Source organism: Actinokineospora sp. UV203 (assembly GCF_056323665.1).
This window is the reverse complement of record NZ_CM150484.1, coordinates 1601888-1623621: the sequence shown is the minus strand read 5'-3', so window position 1 is coordinate 1623621 and position 21734 is coordinate 1601888. Positions and strand designations below refer to the sequence as shown.

Sequence of the window (21734 nt, the reverse complement as noted above, 5' to 3'; positions counted from 1 at the left end):
AACCTCCTGCCACCGACAATGCGCCACGGCAGGCTGACTTGACAAACCTTGTTGCTGTTTCTGCAATAGAGGGATGGAAGAAATACTGGCCGAGGTCGGACCCCGGCTCAAGCGCATCCGCAACCAGCGCGACTGCACCCTGGCGGCACTGTCGGAGAAGACCGGGATCTCGGTCAGCACCCTGTCTCGGCTGGAGTCCGGGCAGCGCAAACCCAGCCTGGAGCTGTTGCTGCCGATCGCGCACGCCCACCAGGTGCCGCTGGACGAACTGGTCGGCGCGCCACCGGTCGGCGACCCCCGGGTGCGGCTCAAGCCGGTCAGACACGGCGAGTTGACGGTGGTGCCGCTGACCCAGCAGCCCGGCGGCCTGCAGGCGTACAAGATGGTCATCCCGCCACGCCGCAGCGAGCCGGACCCGCGGACCCACGAGGGCTACGAGTGGCTCTACGTGCTCAACGGCAAGCTGCGCCTCGTCCTCGCCGAGCACGACATCGTGCTCAAGGCAGGCGAGGCCGCCGAGTTCGACACCCGGCTGCCGCACTGGTTCGGCAGCACCGGCGACGCGCCCGTCGAGATCCTCAGCCTGTTCGGCCCGCAAGGCGAACGCATGCACGTGCGCGCCGGCCCCCGCGGCAAGTAACCCGCCGACTCACATCGCCCGTACTAACCTCGGCCTATGCCAGATCACCTCCGCCACCGTGAGTCCCGCCGCGACGCCGGGCCGGGTCCGGTCGACCTAGCCGCGACGCCGTTTCGCGGGGACCGCGACCGGGTCGTCGCGTCGCCGTTCTTCGCCCGGCTGGGCGGGGTGACGCAGGTGGTCAGCGCCAGCGGGTCCGGCCTGCTGCACAACCGGCTCACCCACAGCCTCAAGGTCGCCCAGATCGGGCGCGCGATCGCGGAGCGGCTGATCTCCAACCCCGAACTCGCGCCGCTGCTCGAGGACCTCGGCGGCTGCGACCCCGATGTCGTCGAGGCGGCATCCCTCGCCCACGACCTCGGGCACCCGCCGTTCGGCCACCTCGGCGAGCAGGTCCTCGACCGGCTCGCCCGGCACCGGTTCGGCCTGCCCGACGGGTTCGAGGGCAACGCGCAGAGCTTCCGGATCATCACCACCACCGACACCCGCGGCCCGCGCGCCGCCGGCCTCGACCTCACCGCCGCCGTCCGCGCGGCGACGCTGAAGTACCCGTGGACACGCCTGACCCACCCGTCACCGCACCCGCGTGAGATGGCCGACCCGCCGCGCGGCGCCGCTGAGCCGAACGACGCGCCGGGGACCGGGTCGAGCAAGTTCTCCGCCTACGTCACCGAACTCGACGACCTGACCCAGTGCCGCACGTCCTTCGACCAGCGGGTCGAAACTTGGCAGCAGACCGTCGAGTCCTCGGTCATGGACAACGCCGACGACATCGCCTACGCCATCCACGACCTCGAGGACTTCCACCGCATCGGCGTCCTGCAGCACGCGCCGGTGTCGGCGGAACTGGGACAGTGGGAGTCCGACCGCGCCGAGTTCGCCGCCTTCGACGACGAAGAACTGGCCAAGCACCAGCGCAGGCCCGGCCAGTCCCTCGAGGCCCTGCGCCGCAGGCTGCACGCGCGCGACTCCTGGATGGTCGACGACGACGCCTTCGCCGCGGCCGTGTCGCGCGTGCGCGAAGAACTGGTCGACGACCTGCTGTCGGTCCCGTTCGACGGCTCGGTCGCCGCCGAACAGGCCTTCGGCCGCTTCGCGTCGGGCTGGACCGCCCGGCTCGTCGGCGGTGTGCACGTGCTGGCCGACCCGCCCACCCGATCTGGGCACGTGCTGCTGGGCCGTGAGCAGTGGCACGAGGTGCAGGTCCTCAAGTTCGTCCACCGCCGGTTCGTCCTGCTGCGCCCGGATCTGGCCCTCTACCAGCGCGGACAGGCGCGGCTGCTGACGTCGCTGGTCGAGGCGCTGGAGCAGTGGATGAGCGACCGGTACGAAGCCGATCGGCTCCCGCGCAGGCTCCACGACCTGGTCGAACTCGCCCACGGCGAGTACACGATGTTGGCCGTCGACCACCCGAGGACCCTCATCGGCGCGGCGGGCGAACAGCCATCGGGCCCGGCCGCGGTCCTGTCGCTGGCCCGCGGCCGAGCGGTGATCGACTTCGTCGCGTCCCTCACCGACGGTCAGGCGGCGGACCTCCTGGAGGCGCTGTCGGGGCGCACCGGCCAGTTCTGGTCCGACTCCTTCGTACTCTGAGCCCATGAGCAAAGCGCGAACTGTCGCCGGCGGTGGTCGGGCGGTGGAGATCACCGCCGACCGGATCGTGGGCTGGTACGACCGGTTCGCCGGCAGGCACGGCGGGATCAGCCGCACGGTGGCGACCGCGGAGTCGATCGTCGTCGAAGCGGCGGACGGCGCCACCGCGACCGTCGCGGTCCCCTTCGCACCGCTCGACACCGAACCGGGGGAGTGGGCAGGACTCCGGATCGACATCCTGATCGCACACCTGGAACGTCCACGCAAGGTCGGCCTGCTGCTGGTCCGGCTGGGCGGCCACAGCCTCGGGGTCGCCGAGGCGGGGAAGGTGACGGTGTCCCGCACCGACCGTCGCCTGGTCCACGGCCGCAACGCCGCGGGCGGCTGGTCACAGCACCGCTTCGCCCGGCGCCGGGAAGGCCAGGCCAGGCAGGCGATGGAGGCCGCCGCCCGCGACGTCGCCGAGGTGCTCGGCACCCGAGTGTCCGAATTGGACGCGGTGGTTCTGGGTGGCGACAAGAGCGCCCTCGACATCTTGCGCGGACAGCGTTCGCTGGCCCCGGTGTTCGCGTTGGCCGAGCCAAGGGTCCTCGACGTCCCCGATCCCCGCCGCACCGTGCTGGATGACGCGGCCGAACGCGCGTTCTCAGTGGAGATCGTCGTGCGCGACAGCTGACTCCCAGCTGACACACAGCCAGGACACAGACTCGGTGCGCACAGTGGACCCATGACCGACACACCCAGGCCAGACGACCGCCCCGCGGGCAAAGCAGCGGACGCTGCCGGCTCGGCCACACCCGGCGATCAACCGACCGCGGCCCTGCCCGACCCGAACCAGCCCCAGGCCGCGCACCCGGCTGCCACCCAGCCCGACCCTGCTGCCGCCCAACCCGCTGCCGCCCAACCCGCTGCCGCCCAACCCGCTGCCGCCCAACCCGCTGCCGCCCAACCCGCTGCCGCCCAACCCGCTGCCGCCCAACCCGCTGCCGCCCAACCCACGACAGTGCTGCCCGCGGAACCCGCCGCCGCTCAGCCGGTCGCCGCCCAACCGGTGGCCCCCGCGAAACCGAAGCGAACGGTGAGTCTCCTGGTCGCGGGTCTCGTCGGCGCGGGATTGCTCGTCGCAGGCGGCGTCGGCGGCTACTTCATCGGCGAAGCAGGCGACGACCGCCGAGGCGGCCCGGGCTTCGCCCGTGAAGAGCGCATGGGCCCAGGCCCCGGCCGAGGCCCTCGCGGAGACCACGGACCGTGGAGAGACAGGGGCGACCGCCGAGGCGGCATGCGCGGCCCTGGTGACGTCCCTCCCCCGGGTGACCCGGCAACCCCGCCGACGGTTCCCACATCAGCCGCACCCGCACCCACCACGACCCCGAGCTGACATAGCTCAACGGAACCACCCACAGTCCCACTTCCGGGGAGCCGTTCAACGTGGGTGGGCCCCGCTGGCTCGATTGTTTAGTTCGAGAACTGAAGGCGGCCAGGATGAGGGGCAAGGGGGAAGTGCGGGCGACGAGCTGTCCCCGAAGGTGACCCCAAGGCCAGTGTCAGTAGTAGCCCTTCGCGCCGTCTACGAGTTCCCGGATCGTGTCCATGTGGCCGGCGTGGCGGGCGGTTTCCTCGATCATGTGGAACATGATCCACCGCAGTGACGCCGAGCCAGACTTGAAATCGCGGTTCTTGCCGATGTCGTCAAGCGCGTAAGCGGCGATGGTTTCGTTCGATGACTCGCACTCGCGTTCGTACTCTTCCAGCAGCTGTGCCAACGGGATGCCGTCGACCAGCATGTCGGCGTCTTCGGGAAGAGCTTCGTCGAACTGGGGGTTCTTCTCAGGGGATTCGCCGTTGAGCATGATCTGGAACCAACAGTGCTCGACCCACCGCATGTGCGAGACGAGACCTGCCAGGGTCATCAAGGGTGAGGTGGGAAGCACCGAACGGTGAGCGTCCTCCTCGGACACTCCCTGGCACTTCCATCGAATGATCTCGCGCTGCATGTCGAGCCAGCCGACGAGCTGGGTGCGTTCGTCGGCGTCGAATGCGGGCCGGGTGGGGGTAATCGCCATGGCGGGACGCTACTTCAGCCCGCCGAACCCCGCATCGGAGTTTTCGGCGGGCCGAAGCCGGTCTACCCGAGCGTCCCCGTCGCCAGCAGACCTCCGTCGACGCGGATGGTTTCGCCGGTGATCCACGCCGACCGGTCCGACGCCAGGAACGCCACCAGGCCCGCCACGTCCTCGGGCACCCCGAGCCGCTTCATCGGGTACGCCTCGGCCGCCTTCTCCTCGCCCTCCGCGTACAGCGCTTCCGCGAAGCGGGTCTTCACGACGCCCGGTGCGACCGCGTTCACCCGGATCTTCGGGCCCAGCTGCCACGCCAGTTCCTCGGTCAGCCGGATCAGCGCCGCCTTGCTGGCCCCGTAAGCCGCGATCACGCCGGTCGAGCGGAGCCCCGCCACGGACGCGATATTGACCACGGACCCGCCGTGCTCGCCCATCCACGACTTCACCGCGAGCTGGATGAACCCCAGCGCACCCACCACGTTGGTGTCGAAGATCTTCCGCACGGCGTCGAGGTCGGCGTCCACCAGCGCCCCGTACACCGGGTTGATCCCCGTGTTGTTGACCAGGATGTCCAGCCCGCCCAACTCCGAGATCGTCCGCGCGACCACCGCCGCGCGGTCGTCCGCCGAACTCGTGTTGGCCGCGAGCGCCAGCACCGAGGCCCCGGGCGCCGCGCCGCGGATCTCCTCGGCGGCGGCGTCGAGTGCCTCCTGCTTGCGGGCCGAGATCGCCACGGCGGCGCCGCCGCGTGCGAGTTCGATGGCGATGGCCAGTCCGATGCCTCGGCTGGCCCCGGTCACCAGGGCGGTCTTACCCGCGAATTCACCGTCAGTCATAGCTGCACGATAGCTAAGCGAGCGCTTAGGTTCGAGTGCGGCCGGAAACCGATCGACGCTGTCTCGTAGACTGGACCCGTGCTCTTCATCGACTGATGTGCGGGAGGGCTCGTCCGCTGAGGCGGATGGGCGGATGACCCCTGCCTCGACACCCACCCGATCGATGGAGCTTTCACGTGATCACCGCTACTGATTTGGAACTGCGCGCGGGTTCGCGCATCCTGCTCTCCGACGCCACCCTGCGCATCCAGCCGGGCGACCGGATCGGACTGGTCGGCCGCAACGGAGCGGGCAAGACCACCACGCTGCGTGTCCTCGCGGGCGAGGGCGAGCCCTACGGTGGCGACGTCCGGCGCACCGGCGAGATCGGCTACCTCCCGCAGGACCCGCGCGAAGGCGACCTGTCGGTCGTCGCGCGCGACCGGGTGCTCTCCGCGCGCGGGCTCGACGAGCTGCTGCGGGAGATGGAGAAGGCGCAGACCTCGATGGCCGAGCTGGTCGACGAGGCCAAGCGCGACGCCGCGGTCCGCAAGTACGGCAGGCTCGAGGAGCGCTTCTCCAGCCTCGGCGGGTACGCCGCCGAGAGCGAGGCGGCCCGGATCTGCTCCAACCTGGGCCTGGCTGACCGCGTGCTGGCCCAGCCCTTGTCCACGCTCTCCGGCGGCCAGCGCCGCCGGGTCGAGCTGGCCCGCATCCTGTTCGCCGCGTCCGAGTCCGGCGCGGGCGGCGGCTCCGGCACGATCCTGCTGATCGACGAGCCCACCAACCACCTCGACGCCGACTCGATCGCCTGGCTGCGCGGGTTCCTCAAGGGCCACAGCGGCGGCCTGGTGGTCATCAGCCACGACGTCGACCTGCTCGCCGACGTGGTCAACAAGGTCTGGTTCCTCGACGCCGTGCGCGGCGAGGTCGACCTCTACAACATGGGCTGGCAGCGCTACCTCGACGCGCGCGCCGCCGACGAGAAGCGCCGCAGGCGTGAGCGGGCCAACGCTGAGAAGAAGGCAGGCGCCCTGATGGCGCAGGCCGACAAGATGCGCGCGAAGGCCACCAAGGCCGTCGCCGCGCAGAACATGATGAAGCGCGCCGAGAAGCTGGTCGCAGGCCTTGACGAGGTTCGCCAGGGCGACAAGGTCGCCAAGATCCGCTTCCCGGAACCGGCGCCCTGCGGCAAGACGCCGCTGATGGCCGAGGGGCTGAGCAAGTCCTACGGTTCGCTGGAGATCTTCACCGGCGTCGACCTGGCCATCGACAAGGGATCACGCGTCGTCGTGCTCGGCCTCAACGGCGCAGGCAAGACCACCTTGCTGCGCCTGCTCGGCGGCATGGAGAAGGCCGACTCGGGTGGCGTCATCCCCGGCCATGGCCTGCGTTTGGGCTACTACGCCCAGGAACACGAGACGCTCGACCACGACGCCAGCGTGTGGTCCAACATCCGCCACGCCGCGCCCGACACCCAGGAGCAGCAGCTGCGCTCGCTGCTCGGCACGTTCCTGTTCAGCGGCGAGCAGCTCGACCAGCCCGCCGGAACGCTCTCCGGCGGTGAGAAGACGCGCCTCGCGCTGGCAGGCCTGGTCTCCAGCCGGGCGAACGTGCTGCTGCTCGACGAGCCCACGAACAACCTCGACCCGGCCAGCCGCGAGCAGGTCCTCGACGCCCTGCGGCGGTACTCCGGCGCCGTCGTCCTGGTCACCCACGACCCCGGAGCGGTCGAGGCGCTCGAACCCGAGAGGGTGATCCTTCTCCCTGACGGAACCGAGGATCACTGGTCGCCGGACTATCTCGAACTCGTTCAGCTCGCCTGAAATAGGGCATTACGCAGGGATCTTGTATTCGAAGATCACCCTGTGTCCCGAGCCGGGTATCCGCGGTGATCAGCGCTGTCGCACACCTTTTTGTCATCTCGTCTGGCAATCCGCGCTTCCGTGTTCGATCATTGCGGCGGTAGGGGTCTTCAAGGCCCCGACCACTCGCGACGGAAGGCGGACAACGTGGCTGACCTCAAGAAAGGCGCGCGGATCACTGGTGCCACGCGCGACAAACTTGCCGGCGACTTGAAGAAGAAGTACGAGAAGGGCGCCAGCATCCGAGCGCTCGCGGAAAGCACCGGGCGTTCCTACGGATTCGTGCACCGAGTCCTCTCGGAGTCCGGCGTGACCCTCCGCGGGCGCGGCGGAGCGACGCGAACGAAGAAGAAGTAGCGAGCGCCGCGCGTCCGTCCGGCTGAGACTGTTTATCCGACGCCGGATGGTTGCGGTGTCGCGCCGACACCGGGACCGGTCGCCAGACCGGCCTCGACGTCGGGCCCGGTGTCCGCGGAATCCCGGATGGACTCCAGGCCCGGGTCGGCCGGACGGGCGAAGGCGAGCGCGGCACCCAGCAGGGCCACGGGATACACCAGATAACCCCACCTCGTGGCGGGTGCCAACACGATCGCCGCACCGAGCCCCACCGCGACGCGCGTCATCGCGTCCGCCATCGACAGCGGCGGACGCACCAGCAGCCAGGCCGTGATCACCGTGGCGGCCAGGCCCAACAGGACGAGGGCCACCGTGTGACCGACCGGGCCGAGCCCGGCGATCAGGTGACCGGGCAGCGGGCTGGACGCCGGTGACGACGCCTGCCCGAGGCCGATCGGGAACTTGACCACGTGCTCGACGAAGGACGCCGGGTCGGCGGCCAGGACGGGCACGGTGATCAACACGCCCACACCCGCCAGCGTGCCGAGGAACCGGGCCAGTGCCCGACCGCCGCACGCGGCGAGCACGCCGATGCCGATCACGGCGGTGGCGGGCAGGGCGGTCAACTTCATGGCGACCATCACCGCGCACACGGCGCCGCTCCACGCCGGGCGCACGCGGTAGGCGAGCGCGCCCGCGAGCACGATCAGCGCGATCACCGCCACGTCGTCGCCCGCGACGCACAGCGTCAGGGCGGTCAGCGGGTTCGCCACCAGGTGCATGGCCCGCACCGGGATGGGCGGGCGGTGCAGTACGCGCCACGCGCCCCACAGGGCCGCGACGCTGCCCAGCAGGAACATCACCCGCGCGTCGGTGAGCGGGTGGTCGCCGAACAACGCCCGCGGCATGCCGAACAGCGACATCGCGGGCCCATAGGGCGTGTAGTCGTCGGGGTGGGCGGCCCGGCCCAGCGTGGCCAGGTCCGTGTACGGCGTGCCGTGCGCGAAGAGGTTCCGCGCGGCGCGTTCGACCACCCACACCTCGGGCTGCGCCGGGAACGACCACGGCCACGGTCCCCAGGTGAACGACGGCGCGCGCTTGACCACGAGGAAGAGCAGCGGCACCAGGATCGCGCCCACCGCCGCGACCACGACCGGGATCTTGCGGCGCGTCGGCAGCAGCAGCGTGAACGCCGCGGCGGCCAGGTAGCCGACTGTCGCGAAATTGCCCCAGACGCGATACCCATAGAACTCCGAGGCGACCGCGGTGACAGCGGCGGCGACGGCGCAGCCGGTGTAGATCAGCAGGTCGAGCCGCAGCGCAGCACGCACCGAGCCCCCCATCGCCCACATTTCTGTCACCGTCGCAGGGCAGGCTACCGACGTGATCGAGACCACCACTGACGTGGGCGGGAAGTTCCAGCCCGGTTCGCGTGTTGTACGAGAGCTGTATCAAGAGAGGGGGTGCGCGTGGACAACTCGATGATGAGGGGCATGGCGCGCTCGATGCGTTCGACCGACCTGCCCAAAGGGCTGCGCAAGGGCACCGTCCGGCGCGTCTTCACTTTCAGCCGCAGGCACCGGCCGCGGCTGATCATCTTCTTGCTCCTGACCGTCGTCTCGGCGGTGTTGGGGGTGACCTCCCCGCTGCTCGCGGGCAAGGTCGTCGACGCGATCGTCGGCCGCGACGACGTGTCCGTCGTGGTCTGGCTGGCCGTCGGCATCGCCGCGCTGGCCATCATGGGCGCGGTGCTGGGGGTCGCCGAGCGGTGGCAGTCCGCCCGCATCGGCGAAGGCCTGATCTACGACCTGCGGCGCGCGGTCTTCGAACACGTGCAGCGAATGCCGGTCGCGTTCTTCACCCGCACGCGCACGGGCGCGCTGGTGAGCAGGCTCAACAACGATGTGATGGGTGCCCAGCGGGCGTTCACGTCGACCCTGTCCGGGCTGGTCGGCAACGTGATCGGGCTGGTGCTCTCGCTCGGCGTGATGATGACCCTGTCCTGGCAGGTCACGCTCCTGGCGCTGATCCTGCTGCCGGTGTTCGTCCTGCCCGCCCGCCGCGTCGGCAGGCACATGGCCGACCTGCAGCGCGAGTCGTCCACCCTGAACGCGTCGATGACCACCCAGATGACCGAGCGGTTCTCCGCGCCCGGCGCGACCCTGGTCAAGCTGTTCGGCCGCCCGGACGTCGAAGCCGTCGAGTTCGGCGAGCGCGCCGGACGCGTCCGCGACATCGGCGTGCGCACCGCGATGGCGGCGCGATGGTTCATGACCAGCCTGCAGCTGGTGTCGGCGTTGGCTCAGGCGCTCGTCTACGGCCTCGGCGGCTACCTTGCGCTCAAGGGCGACCTCGCCCCCGGCACGGTCGTCGCCCTGGCCCTGCTGCTCACTCGCCTCTACGGCCCGTTGACCGCCCTGGCGAACGTCCGCGTCGACGTGATGACCGCGCTGGTCTCCTTCGAGCGAGTGTTCGAGGTGCTCGACCTGCCGCCGATGATCTCCGAGAAGCCGACCCCCCGCCCGGTCCCGTCCGGCGCGGTCTCGGTCGAGTTCGACTCGGTGCGTTTCGCCTATCCCGCGGCGGACAAGGTGTCGCTGGCATCGTTGGAGGAGGTCGCGGTCCTAGACCAGCGCGGCGGCGAGGAAGTGCTGCACGGCGTGTCATTCGTGGCCGAGCCCGGGGCGATGATCGCCCTGGTCGGATCGTCGGGCGCGGGCAAGTCGACCATCGCGTCACTCGTGCCCCGGCTCTATGACGTCGATTCCGGCGCGGTCCGGCTGTCCGGCGTGGACGTCCGCGACCTGTCCTTCGCGGCACTGCGCGACACGGTGGGCGTGGTGACCCAGGACGGACACCTGTTCCACGACACGATCCGCGCGAACCTGGCCTACGCGGCCCCTGACGCCACCGACGCGGACATCATGGCCGCACTGCGACAGGCGCGGCTGGGCAAGCTGATCGACGCCTTGCCTGACGGGCTGGAGACGGTCGTGGGGGAGCGCGGGTATCGGCTTTCCGGTGGGGAGCGGCAGCGATTGACGATTGCGCGGCTGCTGCTGGCGCAGCCTCGGGTCGTGATCCTTGATGAGGCGACCGCGCATCTGGACTCGGAGTCGGAGGTGGCGGTGCAGGAGGCGTTGGCCACCGCGTTGGAGGGTCGGACGGCCATCGTGATCGCCCACCGACTGTCGACCATCCGCGCCGCTGACCAGATTTTGGTGGTTGAGGCGGGGACGATCGTCGAGCGTGGGTCGCACGATGAGCTGCTCGCGCGCGACGGCCGCTACGCCGATCTGTACCGGACTCAGTTCGCCGAACAAGACGCCGTGGCCTAGCCCCCGCAACGGCCAAGCGCCACAACCAGCACCGGCAAGCGCAGCCCGGCAAGCACCCTCGCCCCCCCCCCGAAGGTGAGGGGCCGATCCCAAACAGGCACCCGCCCGCCAAGACAGCCAGCGAACACCACAACCAAACCTAGGCGAGCGTAGGAATCCGAGGCGCGTACCGCTGCATCAGAGCCTCGTTCGCCTCATCCCCGCCCTCCATGTTGGAGCTCTGCCACAGCGGCAGCTCCATCCCCTCACGCACCGCCCGGTCGTTGAGCCGGATCAAGATCTGGTTCCACAAGTACGCGACCGTCACCGACGACAGCGGCGCCGTCACCGGCTTCGACTCCGGGTAGCCCACATCCCCGGGCGCGGTGAGCGTGTCCAGCACGATCGTCGCGTTCTGCGCCAACGTCGTCCCCGCGCGGCGCGGTGCGGCGGTGGTCGCGGCCAATGAGGTGACGGCGACGACCGGGCAGCCGGCGTCGAGGGCGCACAGGGCCAGCTCGACGGGGTAGTGGTTGACGCCCGAGTTGGAGAAGATGAACAGGACCTCGTGGCCGGACAGGTGCAGGTTCCGGAACACCGACCGGGCCAGGCCCGGGGTGCGTTCGGCCTGCAGGGCCCGCCGGACGCCGCTGAACACCTGGAGTTCCTCGTGGAACAGCGGCCGCACGCAGGCCAGGCCGCCCGCGCGGAAGAACGTCTCGGCGACCGCCGCGAGGGAGTGGCCCGCGCCGCCCGTGAGCACCAGGCCGTCGGCGCGGACGCAGGCCAGGACCAGGTCGGCGACGTCGTCGAGGGCGTCGGCGTTGTGGGTCCCGACCTCGGTCAGGTGCGCGAGCATCAGGTCACTGGTCATGGGTTCTCCCTGGCAGGTCTTCCAGCCGGTCGGCGTCGGCGCCGTCGGCGATGTCAGCGCACGGCACGTCGGTGACGCGGTTCCGGGCGAGGTAGGGGCGGGCTCCGGTGTCACCCTCGGCGGCCTCGGCGACGCCGCGCCAGTGGTCGCGGCCGATCAGCACCGGGTGGCCGGGCACGCCGTCGTAGGTGGCTCGGGCCAGCGCGTCGGGGGCGGCGATGGCGATGAGCCTGCGGATCGCGTCCGCGGTGATGCCCGGGGTGTCCACAGTCAGGACGATCACCGCGTCGGAGTCGCCGAGGGCGGTGAGGCCGACCCGCAGCGACGAGCCCATGCCGTCGGCCCAGTCGGGGTTGTCGACCAGCTCGCCGGGCAGCTTCGCCCGGGCGCGGACCTCGTCGGCGGCGGCGCCCAGGACGGTGATCACCGGGTCGCAGCCCGCGTCGGCCAGGGTGGCGGCGGCGTGTTCGACCAGCAGGCCGGAGCCCCACGGGACGAGCGCCTTGGGCATCCCGAACCGCCTGCCCCCGCCCGCGGCCAGGAGCAGTCCCGCCACCGAGCAGGCCGCCATGGAGCGAGCTTAGGGCCATCTCGCAAGATCGAGAAGTAGCGCGCCCCACCACGTCCGAGGGACGTCGCGGGCTGTCCAGCGGACTAGCGCAAGTGGTCCAGCAGCAGGGCCGTCAGCGCGTCCGGTGCCTCCTCCGGGATCCAGTGGGAGGCGTCCTCCAGCATCTCGAACCGGTAGGCGCCCGTGACCCACTTCCCGCAGGCCAAAGCGGCCGTGGACCCGAACGCGACGTCCTCGGTGCCCCACACGTACATCGTCGGCACCGACACCGCGTCGGGCGCGACGTTCCACCGGGTCGCGCGATACCAATTCAGGGCCGCGGTCATCGCGCCCGGCTCGGACAGCCGGGTCACGTAGTCCTCGATGTGGGACGGCGGCACGCGGTGCTCGAACATCTGGCGCAGTGCGGCGGCGTTGTCGGCGAGCAGCCGCTTCTCCGCCGAGCGCTCTTTGAACACCGAGATGTACTGCGACCGCAGATGCTGGTCTTCGTCCTCGCGGTACGCGGCCGCGATCGCCGCCGGGTGCGGCGCGGACACCGCGGTCAGCGTGCGGACCCGGTCGGGGTGCTCGGCGGCGGTGTGCCAGCCCACCGCGGCACCCCAGTCGTGCCCGACCAGGTCGAACCGGGACCAGCCCAGCTCGGCGGCGATCGCCAGCACGTCGGCGACCAAGTCGTCCATCCGGTAGTCGCCGACCTCCTCGGGCCGGACCCCGGGGGAGTAGCCGCGCTGGTCCGGTGCGACGGCGTGGAATCCCGCGCGCCCGAGCTCGCCCACCACGTGCCCCCACTCGGTGGAGGCCTGCGGGAAGCCGTGCAGCAGCAGGACCGGCTGGTCGCCGGGGGAGCCCCCGCACAGCGCGTCGAAGGCGCCCGCGGCGGTGGTGATCTGGAGGTGGTCGCTCACCCGCCGGAATGTACTCACTCACACTGACCGAACTCGAACGGCGGCGGTTGCGAAGATTGTCATGTGAATGACAGCGCGCGGCCCGCCATCCGGGTCTACGGTCCGACCGAGAACATCCGCGGTGTGGCGCTCCTGCTGCACGGCGGCCGCGAGCGCAGCCACGAGCGGGTGCACCGCTACCGCAGCGCCTACCTGCGGATGCTCCCGTTCGCCCGCGACATCCGGCACGAGGGCGCCGCTGACGGTGTCGCCGCCTGGGCCCTGCGCTACCGCTACCGGGGCTGGAACTCCCCCGAGCTCGACCCCGTCCTCGACGCCGCGTGGGCGCTCGACGAGATCCGCCGCGCCCACGGCGACGTGCCGGTCGCGCTGGTGGGCCACTCGATGGGCGGTCGCACCGCGCTGCGGGTCGCGGGAGCGGACTCCGTGGTCGCGGTCTGCGCGCTGGCGCCGTGGACGAAGCCGAACGAACCCGTCGAGCAGTTGGCCGGTCGGACCGTCCTCATCGCGCACGGGCTGCTCGACAAGATGACCGACCCCGAGCTGTCCTTTCAGTACGCGGCGCGCGCCAAGGCCGTCACGGACCGGGTCGCGCACTTCGACGTGCACGACGAAGGGCACGCCATGCTGCGGAAATCCGCCGCGTGGACCCGGCTGGTCACCGGTTTCACACTCGGTGCCCTCGGGACCCAACCTTTCGACCCCGTCATAACGAATGCCCTGGGACAGCCCTCACCGGAAGGGTTGCGCATTCCTCTCTGAGGGAGGCCCCAGTGGTGGATCTGCCAGTGGCGGATCGGCGGCGGGTCGCGGTCATCGGCGGCGGCGTGTCCGGCCTGACGGCGGCGTACCTGCTGCGGCGTCGGTACGACGTGACGCTGTTCGAGGCGGACGACCGCGTCGGCGGCCACGCCCACACTCATGACCTGCCGACATCGGCGGGCACGATCGCCCAGGTGGACAGCGGTTTCATCGTCCACAACGAACGGACTTACCCGAACCTGATCCGGCTCTTCGGCGAACTCGGTGTGGCGACCCGCGAGTCCGAGATGTCGATGAGCGTGCGCTGCGAGGGCTGCGGCCTGGAATACGCGGGCGCGCGCGGCGTCCGGGGGCTGTTCGCCCAGCCCGCGAACGTGGGCTCGCCGAAGTTCCTGCGGATGCTCGGCGAGGTCGCCCGGTTCCACCGGCACGCCCGCCGCGTCCTGCGTGACGACCCTGGCGACATCACGCTGCGCGGGTTCGTCGTGGTCGGCGGCTATTCGCGGTACTTCGTCGACCACTTCCTGATCCCGCTGGTGTCGGCGGTCTGGTCGGCGGGCGCGGAGCTGAGCATGCGGTACCCGGCCCGGTACCTGTTCGAGTTCCTGCACCACCACGGGATGCTCGCGGTCACCGGCTCGCCGACCTGGCGGACCGTCGTCGGCGGCTCCCGGACCTATGTGGAGCGCGCGGCGAAAGGCCTGACCGCCGTGGAGGTCTCCACACCGGTGCGCGCGCTGGTGCGCCATGCCGACCACCTGGAGATCCGCGACGACGCCGACGTGGTCCGCCGGTTCGACCATGCCGTCGTGGCCACCCACCCGGACCAGGCGCTGCGGCTGCTGGCCGAGCCGACCCCCGCCGAGCGGGCCGTGCTGGGGGCGTTCAGCTACTCGGTCAACGAGACCGTGCTGCACAGCGACACCTCGATCCTGCCGCGCGCGGAGGGCGCCCGGGCGTCGTGGAACTACCTCAAGCCCGCGTGCGACTCGGCGAGCGGACCGGTGCGGGTCAGCTACCACATGAACCGGCTGATGGGACTGTCCGAAGAGGACCAGTACGTCGTCAGCCTCAACGCTCGCGACCAGGTCGACGCGGCGAGCGTGCTGCGCTCGATGCTCTACGAGCACCCGGTCTACACCCCGGAAAGCGTTGCCGCCCAACGGGAACTGCCCGCCCTCAACGACCGTTCGGTGGCCTACGCGGGCGCCTACCACGGCTGGGGCTTCCACGAGGACGGGTGCGCGTCCGGAGTCCGCGCCGCCGCGGCGTTCGGTGCCGGCTGGTCGTCGTGACGGCGGCGATCTACGACGCCATCGTCACCCACACCCGCACCGAGCGGCTGAACCGGTCCTTCCAACACCGGATCTACCTGTGGCTCGTCGACCTCGACGACCTGCCGCGGCTGCCCGCGCCGCTGCGGCCGTTCGCCCGGTTCGACGCGCGCGATCACCTCGGCGACCCCTCCGCGTCCATCAAGGACAACCTGGCCGCCTGGCTGGCGCCACAGGGGATCGAGGTGAGCGGCCGGGTCCTGATGCTGGCGAGCGCCCGGGTTCTCGGCTACGTGTTCAACCCGATCACCGTGTACTGGGTGCTCGACAGCGCCGACCGGGTGGTGTGCGTGGTCGCCGAGGTCCACAACACCTACGGCGGACGGCACCGCTACCTGCTGCACACCGACGACCGCGGCCGGGCGCGCACCGACAAGGAGTTCTACGTCTCGCCCTTCCTGCAGATGGGCGGCACCTACCGGATGCGCCTGCCCCGGCCCGGTGCGCTGCTGTCCTTGACGGTGGCCCTGAGCCAGGGCGGGAAGACACCGTTCACCGCGACCCTCGTCGGCGAGCGACGCCGGGCGACCACCGCCGAGGTCCTCCGCACCGTCGCCCGGCGACCGCTGATGCCTCAGCGGGTCGCCGCCCTGATTCGCCGACACGGCATCGCGCTGTGGCTGCGCCGCGTACCCGTGGTTGATCGCACAGTCCCCCGCCCCCCATTTGAGACTGCCCAGGAACGAGTCCGATGACTGACACCACTCTCCGATCCGCGCAGCCCTGGGGAACCCTGTACTCCCCACCGCGCAGCCCCGCGCGGGCCCGGATCGCGCGAATCGTCTTCGCCAACGCCGTCCGCACGCTGTCGATCCGGGTGCTGTTCCCCGACGGCACCCGGATGGGCGCGGGCGGCCCGGATGCGCCGGTCATGCGCGTGCACCGGCCGACCGCGTTCTTCCACCGCCTCGGCGTCGACGCCAAGATCGGCTTCGGCGAGTCCTACATGGTCGGCGACTGGACCAGCCCGGACCTGGTGGACCTGCTGACCGAGTTCGCCGCCCGGATCAGCACGCTGATCCCGCCCGCGCTGCAGACCTTGCGCCGCTGGGTCGACCGGCGCCAGCCCGCGGGCGCGGACAACACCGTCGCCGCCGCGCGGGCCAACATCCACCGGCACTACGACCTGTCCAACGACCTGTTCGCCGCCTTCCTCGACGAGACGATGACGTACTCGTCGGCGCTGTTCACCCCGGGCGACACCGACCTCGACAGAGGGCAGCTCCGCAAGATCGACGGTGTGCTCGACTACGCGGGCGTGCGCGCGGGCTCGCACGTGCTGGAGATCGGCACCGGCTGGGGCGCCCTGGCGATCCAGGCGGCCCGCCGCGGCGCGCGGGTGACCACGCTGACCATCTCGGGCGAACAGAAGGTCCTCGCCGAGCGGCGGATCGCCGAGGCGGGGCTGTCGGAGCGGGTGCAGGTCCTGCTGCGGGACTACCGCGAGGCGCAGGGCAGCTACGACGCCATCGTGAGTGTCGAGATGATCGAAGCGGTCGGGCAGCGCTACTGGCCGACCTACTTCGGCACGATCGACCGGCTGCTCAAGCCCGGCGGCCGGTTCGGGCTGCAGTCGATCACCATGCCGAACGACCGGATGCTCGCCTCACGCGACTCTTATACGTGGATCCAGAAGTACATCTTCCCCGGCGGGCTCATCCCGTCGACCGAGGCGATCGACGAGAGCGTGGCCAACCACACGGGTCTGCGCGTGCTCGCCCACCGTGATTTCGGCCTCGACTACGCGGAGACGCTGCGGCAGTGGCGGGCCAGGTTCGTCGAACGCTGGTCCGATGTCGCCGACCTGGGCTTCGACGACACTTTCCGCCGGATGTGGGAGTTCTACCTGGCGTACTCCGAGGCCGGGTTCCGGTCGGGCTACCTGGGGGTGCGCCAACTGTCCATCGGTCACTGAAAGCAACCTCGGGTGGGCGTTCCGCGTCTTGGCTAAGGGGAGTGGCAGACTCCCCGCACTGCCGTGGACAGATAAGGGGAACGGTCTCAGTGAATCGTCTGGCTGGAGAACTCTCGTGAGCTACGGGCATGGGCAGGATCAGCACGGCCGACCGAGATACGCCCCGACCAGGGCCATGCCGCAGGGCGGGCCCGGCTACGACCGCAGGCAGCCGCCGCCCCCGCCGCGCGGACCGCGCGGTCAGCACCAGCCCTACGGATCGCCGCCCCCGCCGCGCCGCAAGCGGCGGGGCCGCCGGATCGCGCTGACCGTGCTGCTGGTCATCGTGGGACTCCTCGCCGGGCTGTGGATCTACCTGGAGTCGTCGCTGACGCGCATCGACGCGCTGGAGGACTACGAGGGCAGGCCCGCGGCGGGCGCGGGCACCAACTGGCTGATCGTCGGGTCCGACAGCCGTGCGGGCCTCACCGCCGAGGACGAGGAACGCCTCGCCACCGGTGACGCCAAGGGCCAGCGGACCGACACGATCATGCTGCTGCACGTGCCGGACAACGACACCCGCCCGACCCTGGTGTCGCTGCTGCGCGACTCCCTTGTGGACATCCCGGGCAAGGGCAAGAACAAGCTCAACGCGGCCTACGCGTTCGGCGGACCGAAGCTGCTCGCGAAGACCGTGGAGACCGAGACCGGCCTGCGGCTCGACCACTACATGGAGATCGGCTTCGGCGGCTTCGCCGATGTCGTCGACGCGGTCGGCGGGGTCGAGATGTGCCTCGAAGCCCCGATCAACGACCCGCTGGCCGGGATCAACCTGCCCGCGGGCTGCCAGGAACTCGACGGCGCCAACGCGCTCGGGTACGTCCGCACCCGCAAGGGACCGCGCGCCGACCTCGACCGGGTGATCCGTCAGCGGGCGTTTATCGGCGCGCTGACGAAGAAGGCGACCAGCGCGGGCACGCTGGCCAACCCGTTCAAGCTGTTCCCGCTGCTGGGAAGCGCGCCCGACGCCATCTCGGTCGACGACGACACGCACCTGCACAACCTGCCGTCGGTCGCGTTCGCGATGGGTGGGGCCGGTGACGGCGGTCTGATCACCACGACCGTGCCGATGGGCGGCAGCCAGAACGTCAAGGGCGTCGGGTCGGCGATCCTGTGGGACAAGGTGAAGGCGCCCAAGCTGTTCGAGGCGCTGCGGACCGACGCCGAGGTGGCCGACGAGCTGATCGTCGGGGCACCCGGAGGCTGAGTCCGACCTGCCGCGCGCCTGCTCGGGCGCGCGGCGGCCGGCTACCCCTGATCGGCCCTGTCGGGTTGTCGCGCGTGCGCCCTACACTCGCTCGCTGCTACGAACCCGACCGAAGGAGCAGCTGTGCAGCTCACAAGGCTGTTGTGTGCCACCGTGTTCGTCGCGGCCGCGGTGATGGTCCCGTCCGGCGTCGCCGCCGCCGAGGACCAGCCGAGCGTGACCAAGGGCCCGTGCCAGTACACGGAGACCCCGGATGACCCGGCGGCCCGCCCGATCCGGCTGCCGCGCGACCCCGCGCACACACCGGACCACGGCAAGGTCAAGGTCAAGCTGCGGACGTCGCAGGGACCGATCGGGCTGACCCTCGACCGGGCGAAGGCGCCGTGCACCGTCCAGAGCTTCCTGCACCTGGCCCGGCACGGGTTCTACGACGTGACCACCTGCCATCGGCTCACCGCGTACCCGACGCTCAAGGTGCTGCAGTGCGGCGACCCGAGCGGGACAGGGGAGAAGGGGCCCGGCTACAAGTACAAGGACGAACTGCCCACGGACCTGCCCGACTGGCCCGGCGACACAACCGGCACCCGCAAGGTCTACGCCCGCGGCGTGCTGGCCATGGCCAACGCCGGCCCGGACACCAACGGCAGCCAGTTCTTCCTGGTATACGGCGATTCCCGCCTGCGCCCCAACTACACCGTCTTCGGCACGGTCGACCTCCCCGGCCTGTCCACACTGGACACCGTCGCCGCCGCCGGCATCGCCCCCACCCCCGACACCCCCACCCCCGTCGACGGCACCCCACGCCTCACCACCACCATCTTCCACGCCCGCTAACCCACCCACTCGCGAGTCGCCCCCTCCAGCAAGTGAGTCGCCCCGCCAGGCGAATGAGTTCGACATTCGCGATATCCCGAATGTCGAACTCACTTGCCGGAAGGGGCGACTCACTTGCTGGAGGGGGCGACTCGCGGGGTTAGGGCTTGCGGGTGCGGAGGGCTTCTAGGGCCTTGTCGGCGTGTACGGCCATGCGGAGTTCGCTCTTGATTGCTTCGAGGACCTTGCTGTCGGTGTCGATCACGAAGGTCATCCGCTTGGTGAGCAGCGGGCCGAACTTGCGGCGCACGCCGAACAGGGTGGCGACCTCGCCGTCGGGGTCGGACAGCAGCGGGTAGTCGAACGAGTGGATCGAGGAGAACTTGGCCTGCCGGTCGACCGAGTCCGGGCTGATCCCGATGCGGTGGGCGCCGACCTCGGCGAACTCGGCGGCGAGGTCGCGGAAGTGGCAGCTCTCCGCGGTGCAGCCCGACGTCATCGCGGCCGGGTAGAAGAACAGGACGACCGGTCCCGTCTCAAGGAATTCGGACAGCGAGCGCTCGGCGCCCGTCTCATCGGCGAGCTTGAAGTCGGGAACGAGATCTCCGGGCCGCATCAGATGGAACTCCTCGGTGTCGGTTTCGGTGTCGTCTTCGGTGGCAGCGGCAGGAATCCGCTGGTGCGTGCGACGTATTCGGCGTAGCCGGGCCGGGTGCTTGCCAGGTGTTTCTCGGTCAAGGGTTTGCCGGTGCCTTTGGCGAGCAGGAACGTCATGAGCAGCGGCGCGGGGAGGGTGGCCGCGCCGACCCACGAGTGGCAGGCGATCAGGTACAGACCCCACCATACGCAGGCGTCGCCGAAGTAGTTGGGGTGTCGGGTGTAACGCCACAGGCCCGTGTCGAGGACCCGGCCCTTGTTCGCGGGGTCGGCGGTGAACCGGCTCAGCTGCCGGTCGCCGACCGCCTCGAAGGTGAACCCGACCAGCCAGAGCGCGACGCCCAGGTAGGCGAGCGGGCCGAAGGTGTGCTGGCCGTACTGGGCGACCTGCACCGGCAGCGACACGATCCACATGACCACGCCCTGGGTGAGGAACACCACCCGGAACATGTGCGCCTTCGGGTTGCCCTTGGCCTTGGCGAGGATCTCCGCGTAGCGGCGGTCCTCGGGTTTGCCGTGGTTGCGCAGGTGCAGGTGGATGGCCAGGCGCAGTCCCCAGACCGCGGTCAGCGCCGTCGCGGTGAGTCGGAACGCCGTCGATCCGCTGGACAGCCCGAACGAGACGACGGCGATCACGACGAAACCGAGCCCCCACACGGTGTCGATCGTGTCGTACCGGCCGCGCCACAGGCTGATCCCGAACGCGGCCACGATCACCAGTGCCGTCACGGCCGCGGTGACCGCCAGGTTGAGGATCACCGGAAGACCTCCCGGGTCGCGGGGAACCCGCTGGCGCCGTCCGCGGCAGGCCGCACGGCCAGGATTTGGTCGACGCCCATCCGGTTCTCCTCGAACGCGAGCGCGCCGCCCGCCAGGTACAGCCGCCACACCCGGGCCTGCTGCTCGCCGACCAGGGCGACCAACTCGTCCCATTTCTCCTCGAGGGTCCGCGCCCAGGCGCGCACGGTCCACACATAGTGCTCGCGCAGCGCGTGGACGTCGCGGACCTCCATGCCGGCCTGTTCGAGCAGGTCGACGGTCTGCCCCACCGGCCGCATGTTCATGTCGGGGGCCACATAGGACTCGATGAACGCGCCGCCACCCTGCGCGGTGGCCCCGCGCGACATTTGCTGCAGCAGCAGCCTGCCCCGCGGCTTGAGCATGCGGAACAGGGTAGCGGCGTAGGTCGGGTAGTTCGCGGCGCCGACGTGCTCGCCCATCTCCAGCGTGCCGATGGCGTCGAACGGCTCGTCGTCGAGGTCGCGGTAGTCCTGCAGCCGCACCTCGACCTGGTCGGCCAGGCCGTACTCGTCGAGCCTGGCCAGGATGAACGCGCGCTGCTCGGCGGACAGCGTGATCCCGGTGACCTGCGCGCCGTAGTGCCGCGCGGCGTGGATGGCCAGCGACCCCCACCCACAGCCGACGTCGAGCAGCCGGTCGCCCGGGCGCAGGTCGAGCTTGGTGCACACCAGGTCCAGCTTGGCCCGCTGCGCGTCCTCGATGGGGTCGTCCGGCTTGGTGAAGTAGGCGCATGAGTACGCCATCTGCGGATCGAGGACGCGGCTGTAGAACTCGTTGGACAGGTCGTAGTGATGGGCGATGGCGGCCCGGTCGCGGTCCTTGCTGTGCTCGTCACCGGACAGCCTGGCCTCGGCGGCGGGAGCGGGCGGCCGTTTGCCGAAGACGCCCAGCTTGAAGCCGATTGTCACGAGCGCGGCCTTGTCCTTGAGCGTCAGCTTCGGCTTGGTGGCGCCGGCGAGTGTCCAGAACCGGGACAGGGCCTCGGCCAGGTCGCCTTCGACGTCGAGCTCCCCACTGACGTAGGCGCGCGCGAGCCCGAGCTCGTTCGGGTCCCAGAGAAGCCTGCGCAGGGCCCGCCGGGATCGCACGATGGCGACGGGCCCGTCGGCGGCCCCGGCCTCGCTGTCGTCCCAGGCCCGGAGCCGGACGGGGAGGGGTGCGCCGATGGCTCGTTCGGCGGTCTGCGCCAGCGTGGAGGCGATGGCCACGACTCTCCGTTCGTCGGTG

Annotated in this window: 22 protein-coding genes; 13 read left to right on the top strand and 9 right to left on the bottom strand. The window is 70.5% G+C overall.

Annotated elements, in window-relative coordinates; genetic code table 11:
* Positions 1-73 precede the first annotated feature (73 nt).
* The 4 genes from ACUZ2Y_RS07250 to ACUZ2Y_RS07235 are packed head-to-tail and all read left to right on the top strand — an operon-like array spanning position 74 to position 3611.
* Positions 74-640 (top strand): helix-turn-helix domain-containing protein, encoded by a 567-nt coding sequence (locus tag ACUZ2Y_RS07250; protein WP_476328182.1) that lies wholly within the window; start codon positions 74-76, stop codon positions 638-640.
* A 36-nt stretch (positions 641-676) separates the two neighbouring features.
* Positions 677-2233: a deoxyguanosinetriphosphate triphosphohydrolase family protein gene (locus tag ACUZ2Y_RS07245; RefSeq protein WP_476328180.1), complete on the top strand. Its 1557-nt coding sequence runs from the start codon at positions 677-679 to the stop codon at positions 2231-2233.
* Between the two features lie 4 nt (positions 2234-2237).
* Positions 2238-2909, top strand: a complete 672-nt coding sequence (locus tag ACUZ2Y_RS07240; RefSeq protein ID WP_476328178.1) for an acVLRF1 family peptidyl-tRNA hydrolase — start codon at positions 2238-2240, stop codon at positions 2907-2909.
* A gap of 51 nt (positions 2910-2960) precedes the next feature.
* Positions 2961-3611: a hypothetical protein gene (locus tag ACUZ2Y_RS07235; RefSeq protein WP_476328176.1), complete on the top strand. Its 651-nt coding sequence runs from the start codon at positions 2961-2963 to the stop codon at positions 3609-3611.
* 166 nt (positions 3612-3777) lie between these two features.
* Here ACUZ2Y_RS07235 and ACUZ2Y_RS07230 read toward each other — a convergent pair whose 3' ends face one another.
* Positions 3778-4296 (bottom strand): DinB family protein, encoded by a 519-nt coding sequence (locus tag ACUZ2Y_RS07230; protein ID WP_476328174.1) that lies wholly within the window; start codon positions 4294-4296, stop codon positions 3778-3780.
* 62 nt (positions 4297-4358) lie between these two features.
* Positions 4359-5129, bottom strand: a complete 771-nt coding sequence (locus ACUZ2Y_RS07225; RefSeq protein ID WP_476328172.1) for an SDR family oxidoreductase — start codon at positions 5127-5129, stop codon at positions 4359-4361.
* 176 nt (positions 5130-5305) lie between these two features.
* On the opposite strand from ACUZ2Y_RS07225, the gene ACUZ2Y_RS07220 reads away from it, so the two are divergent.
* Together ACUZ2Y_RS07220 and ACUZ2Y_RS07215 are read left to right on the top strand one after the other, a co-directional pair.
* Positions 5306-6934 carry an ABC-F family ATP-binding cassette domain-containing protein gene (locus ACUZ2Y_RS07220; RefSeq protein ID WP_476328170.1) on the top strand — a complete coding sequence of 543 codons (1629 nt, stop codon included), beginning with the start codon at positions 5306-5308 and terminating at the stop codon, positions 6932-6934.
* Between the two features lie 186 nt (positions 6935-7120).
* Positions 7121-7330, top strand: a complete 210-nt coding sequence (locus tag ACUZ2Y_RS07215) for a helix-turn-helix domain-containing protein (protein ID WP_091382460.1) — start codon at positions 7121-7123, stop codon at positions 7328-7330.
* Positions 7331-7362: 32 nt separating this feature from the next.
* On the opposite strand, the gene ACUZ2Y_RS07210 is transcribed toward ACUZ2Y_RS07215, so the two are convergent.
* A complete protein-coding gene (locus tag ACUZ2Y_RS07210) occupies positions 7363-8640 on the bottom strand; it encodes a glycosyltransferase family 87 protein (RefSeq protein WP_476328167.1) in 1278 nt (425 codons plus the stop codon).
* A 174-nt stretch (positions 8641-8814) separates the two neighbouring features.
* On the opposite strand from ACUZ2Y_RS07210, the gene ACUZ2Y_RS07205 reads away from it, so the two are divergent.
* Entirely contained in the window at positions 8815-10647 is a 1833-nt protein-coding gene (locus tag ACUZ2Y_RS07205) for an ABC transporter ATP-binding protein (protein ID WP_476328165.1), read from the top strand.
* 139 nt (positions 10648-10786) lie between these two features.
* On the opposite strand, the gene ACUZ2Y_RS07200 is transcribed toward ACUZ2Y_RS07205, so the two are convergent.
* The 3 genes from ACUZ2Y_RS07200 to ACUZ2Y_RS07190 form a co-directional block, all read right to left on the bottom strand.
* Positions 10787-11500 (bottom strand): sugar isomerase domain-containing protein, encoded by a 714-nt coding sequence (locus ACUZ2Y_RS07200; RefSeq protein WP_476328163.1) that lies wholly within the window; start codon positions 11498-11500, stop codon positions 10787-10789.
* Positions 11490-12071 (bottom strand): nucleotidyltransferase family protein, encoded by a 582-nt coding sequence (locus ACUZ2Y_RS07195; protein WP_476328161.1) that lies wholly within the window; start codon positions 12069-12071, stop codon positions 11490-11492. The genes ACUZ2Y_RS07200 and ACUZ2Y_RS07195 overlap by 11 nt, the downstream gene beginning before the upstream one ends.
* Positions 12072-12154: 83 nt before the next feature.
* Positions 12155-12979, bottom strand: a complete 825-nt coding sequence (locus ACUZ2Y_RS07190; protein WP_476328159.1) for an alpha/beta fold hydrolase — start codon at positions 12977-12979, stop codon at positions 12155-12157.
* A 63-nt stretch (positions 12980-13042) separates the two neighbouring features.
* Here ACUZ2Y_RS07190 and ACUZ2Y_RS07185 point away from each other — a divergent pair, with 63 nt between their 5' ends.
* From ACUZ2Y_RS07185 to ACUZ2Y_RS07160, 6 genes are all read left to right on the top strand, one after another.
* A complete protein-coding gene (locus ACUZ2Y_RS07185) occupies positions 13043-13741 on the top strand; it encodes an alpha/beta hydrolase (protein ID WP_476328157.1) in 699 nt (232 codons plus the stop codon).
* Positions 13742-13755: 14 nt separating this feature from the next.
* Entirely contained in the window at positions 13756-15036 is a 1281-nt protein-coding gene (locus ACUZ2Y_RS07180; RefSeq protein ID WP_476328155.1) for an NAD(P)/FAD-dependent oxidoreductase, read from the top strand.
* Positions 15033-15770, top strand: coding sequence for a DUF1365 domain-containing protein (locus tag ACUZ2Y_RS07175; RefSeq protein WP_476328153.1), 738 nt, complete (start codon positions 15033-15035; stop codon positions 15768-15770). Before ACUZ2Y_RS07180 ends, ACUZ2Y_RS07175 begins: the two co-directional genes overlap by 4 nt.
* Complete coding sequence (locus tag ACUZ2Y_RS07170) at positions 15767-16990, top strand: class I SAM-dependent methyltransferase (protein ID WP_476328151.1); 1224 nt, start codon at positions 15767-15769, stop codon at positions 16988-16990. The genes ACUZ2Y_RS07175 and ACUZ2Y_RS07170 overlap by 4 nt, the downstream gene beginning before the upstream one ends.
* A gap of 115 nt (positions 16991-17105) precedes the next feature.
* Positions 17106-18236 carry an LCP family protein gene (locus ACUZ2Y_RS07165; protein WP_476328149.1) on the top strand — a complete coding sequence of 377 codons (1131 nt, stop codon included), beginning with the start codon at positions 17106-17108 and terminating at the stop codon, positions 18234-18236.
* Between the two features lie 174 nt (positions 18237-18410).
* Positions 18411-19070, top strand: coding sequence for a peptidylprolyl isomerase (locus tag ACUZ2Y_RS07160; protein ID WP_476331634.1), 660 nt, complete (start codon positions 18411-18413; stop codon positions 19068-19070).
* Between the two features lie 139 nt (positions 19071-19209).
* Here the strand turns inward: ACUZ2Y_RS07160 and ACUZ2Y_RS07155 are convergent, their stop codons facing one another.
* From ACUZ2Y_RS07155 to ACUZ2Y_RS07145, 3 genes are read right to left on the bottom strand one after another with little or no spacing between them, the layout of a single operon-like run.
* Positions 19210-19665 (bottom strand): peroxiredoxin, encoded by a 456-nt coding sequence (locus ACUZ2Y_RS07155; RefSeq protein ID WP_476328147.1) that lies wholly within the window; start codon positions 19663-19665, stop codon positions 19210-19212.
* Complete coding sequence (locus ACUZ2Y_RS07150; protein WP_476328145.1) at positions 19665-20465, bottom strand: DUF1295 domain-containing protein; 801 nt, start codon at positions 20463-20465, stop codon at positions 19665-19667. The genes ACUZ2Y_RS07155 and ACUZ2Y_RS07150 overlap by 1 nt, the downstream gene beginning before the upstream one ends.
* Positions 20462-21715 carry a class I SAM-dependent methyltransferase gene (locus ACUZ2Y_RS07145; RefSeq protein ID WP_476328143.1) on the bottom strand — a complete coding sequence of 418 codons (1254 nt, stop codon included), beginning with the start codon at positions 21713-21715 and terminating at the stop codon, positions 20462-20464. Before ACUZ2Y_RS07145 ends, ACUZ2Y_RS07150 begins: the two co-directional genes overlap by 4 nt.
* Positions 21716-21734: the final 19 nt, after the last annotated feature.

Excerpts from the sequence above, each read along its gene's own strand:
- ACUZ2Y_RS07250 (WP_476328182.1), top strand. The coding sequence starts at position 74 with ATGGAAGAAATACTGGCCGAGGTCGGACCCCGGCTCAAGCGCATCCGC.
- ACUZ2Y_RS07245 (WP_476328180.1), top strand. The coding sequence starts at position 677 with ATGCCAGATCACCTCCGCCACCGTGAGTCCCGCCGCGACGCCGGGCCG.
- ACUZ2Y_RS07240 (WP_476328178.1), top strand. The coding sequence starts at position 2,238 with ATGAGCAAAGCGCGAACTGTCGCCGGCGGTGGTCGGGCGGTGGAGATC.
- ACUZ2Y_RS07235 (WP_476328176.1), top strand. The coding sequence starts at position 2,961 with ATGACCGACACACCCAGGCCAGACGACCGCCCCGCGGGCAAAGCAGCG.
- ACUZ2Y_RS07230 (WP_476328174.1), bottom strand. The coding sequence starts at position 4,296 with ATGGCGATTACCCCCACCCGGCCCGCATTCGACGCCGACGAACGCACC.
- ACUZ2Y_RS07225 (WP_476328172.1), bottom strand. The coding sequence starts at position 5,129 with ATGACTGACGGTGAATTCGCGGGTAAGACCGCCCTGGTGACCGGGGCC.
- ACUZ2Y_RS07205 (WP_476328165.1), top strand. The coding sequence starts at position 8,815 with ATGCGTTCGACCGACCTGCCCAAAGGGCTGCGCAAGGGCACCGTCCGG.
- ACUZ2Y_RS07200 (WP_476328163.1), bottom strand. The coding sequence starts at position 11,500 with ATGACCAGTGACCTGATGCTCGCGCACCTGACCGAGGTCGGGACCCAC.
- ACUZ2Y_RS07195 (WP_476328161.1), bottom strand. The coding sequence starts at position 12,071 with ATGGCGGCCTGCTCGGTGGCGGGACTGCTCCTGGCCGCGGGCGGGGGC.
- ACUZ2Y_RS07170 (WP_476328151.1), top strand. The coding sequence starts at position 15,767 with ATGACTGACACCACTCTCCGATCCGCGCAGCCCTGGGGAACCCTGTAC.
- ACUZ2Y_RS07160 (WP_476331634.1), top strand. The coding sequence starts at position 18,411 with ATGGTCCCGTCCGGCGTCGCCGCCGCCGAGGACCAGCCGAGCGTGACC.
- ACUZ2Y_RS07155 (WP_476328147.1), bottom strand. The coding sequence starts at position 19,665 with ATGCGGCCCGGAGATCTCGTTCCCGACTTCAAGCTCGCCGATGAGACG.